Annotated in this window: 2 protein-coding genes; one reads left to right on the top strand and one right to left on the bottom strand. The window is 74.6% G+C overall.

The window, feature by feature from the left end:
* Positions 1-16: 16 nt before the first annotated feature.
* Positions 17-1,150, bottom strand: coding sequence for a CaiB/BaiF CoA transferase family protein (locus ACYVE9_RS24810; protein WP_461030133.1), 1,134 nt, complete (start codon positions 1,148-1,150; stop codon positions 17-19).
* 204 nt (positions 1,151-1,354) lie between these two features.
* On the opposite strand from ACYVE9_RS24810, the gene ACYVE9_RS24805 reads away from it, so the two are divergent.
* Positions 1,355-1,968, top strand: a 614-nt coding sequence (locus tag ACYVE9_RS24805) for a saccharopine dehydrogenase family protein (protein WP_461030132.1), incomplete at its 3' end; no start/stop codon positions are given.

The following is a 1,968-nucleotide window of genomic DNA, read 5'->3' as shown; positions in this document are numbered from 1 at the left end:
CGTTCCCGCTCCCGGATCAGTCCTCCCCCGGTGGTTCCGGGCCCTCCAGGCCCCAGTCGCGGGTGATCCCGGCGGCGTGCGCGCCTGGCGCGGCCGGTCCGGAGCGCACCGTTCCGGGCGTGGCCGAGAAGCGGGGCGCCGGCGCCGGCTGGGTGATGCCCTCGTGGGTCACGAAGGTGCCGCGGGCGGCCAGGTGCGGGTGTTCGGGTGCCTCGCGCAACGACAGCACGGGGGCGACGCAGGCGTCGGTGCCCTCGAAGACCTCCGTCCAGTGCTCCCGGGTGGCGGAGGCGAAGCGTTCCGCGACGGCCTCGCGCAGCTCGCCCCAGGCGGCGAGGTCGTACGGGTCGGGTGGGTCCGTCAAACCGAGCAGTCGCACGAACCGCGCGTAGAAGCGGCTCTCCAGCGCTCCGACCGCCATGTGGCCGCCGTCCGAGGTGCGGTAGACGCCGTAGAACGGGCAGCCGCCGTCGAGCAGGTTCATGCCCCGGCGGTCCTGCCAGCCGCCGGCAGCCAGCATGCCGTGGATCATCGAGGTGAGGTGGCTGGTGCCGTCCACGATGGCGGCGTCGACCACCTGGCCCTCGCCGTGCGCGGCCGCGTGCCGCAGGGCGGCCAGCATTCCGACGACCAGGTAGAGCGAGCCGCCCGCGTAGTCACCGAGCAGGTTGGCCGGGGCGTGCGGCGGGCCGTCGGCGGCGCCGATCATGCCCAGTGCGCCGGTGACCGCGATGTAGCCGATGTCGTGCCCGGCGCGCGGGGCGAGCGGGCCGTCCTGGCCCCAGCCCGTCATCCGCCCGTAGACGAGGGCCGGGTTGCGGTCGAGGCACTGCCGCGGGCCGACGCCGAGACGTTCGGCCACGCCGGGCCGCCAGCCCTCGATCAGCGCGTCGGCCCGGACCGCCAGCTCGAGGACCTGCTCGACCCCCCGCGCGGTCTTGAGGTCGACGAGCATCGAGCGCTTGTTGCGGTTGGTGACGTCGAAGCGCGGATCGATGCCCAGCCCGGCGCCCCCGGGGCGGTCGACGCGGACCACGTCCGCGCCGAGGTCGGCGAGCAGCATGGCCGCGAACGGGCCGGGGCCGATGCCCGCGAGTTCGACCACCCGCAGCCCCGCGAGCGGTCCGGGCGTGTCCGACGCCGTCGTCATGCGACCCCCAGCCGTGTGACACAACTGATGTAACACCAGCGATGCTAAGAACGTGTTCCACTTTCCACAAGACCTGACGGCTCCGGATTACCCGGCCGTACGCTGGACCGACCGGTGACGGACCGCACGCCCGACGGCCGGGACGGCTGTCGGCGGGTGACGGCCCGGCACCCGGCGTCCCTCATCCCCGCACGAGGAGCAGGTGTGTCCCGGACCCACGATCTTGTCCTTTTCGGCGCGACCGGTTTCACCGGACGGCTGACGGCCGAGTACCTCGCCGCACACGCCCCGGAGGGCTGCCGCTGGGCGCTGGCCGGGCGCAACCTCGACAGACTCGCCCGGGTGCGCGACGGGCTGGCGTCGATCCGGCCGGAGTGCGCCGGCCTGCCGCTGCTGGAGGCGGACGCCTCCGACCGGGAGGCGCTGCGCCGGCTGGCCGCCGACACCCGGGTGGTGGCCACCACCGTCGGCCCCTACCAGCAGTACGGCGAACCGCTGGCGGCGGCGTGCGCCGAGGAGGGCACCGACTACGCCGACCTCACCGGTGAACCGGAGTTCGCCGACACGGTGTTCCTGCGGCACCACGAACGCGCCCGGGTCACGGGCGCCCGGCTGGTGCACGCCTGCGGTTTCGACTCGGTGCCGTACGACCTGGGCGTGCTCTACACCGTCCGGCAGCTGCCCGAGGGGGTGCCGCTGCGCGTCGACGGTTACGTGCGGGCCCGGGGCACCGTCTCCCGCCGCACACTGGTCTACGCGCTGGGCGCCTTCGCCCGCCGCCCGCAGACCGCCCGGGCGTCCAGGGCCAGGCGGCAGGT

It is taken from the genome of Streptomyces sparsus (genome assembly GCF_054776295.1).
Note: the sequence above shows the minus strand (reverse complement) of the source record. Positions and strands in the feature narration are given on the sequence as shown.

What these genes read in the sequence shown, in the direction of transcription:
- ACYVE9_RS24810 (WP_461030133.1), bottom strand. Translation starts at nt 1,150, where the DNA reads ATGACGACGGCGTCGGACACGCCCGGACCGCTCGCGGGGCTGCGGGTG.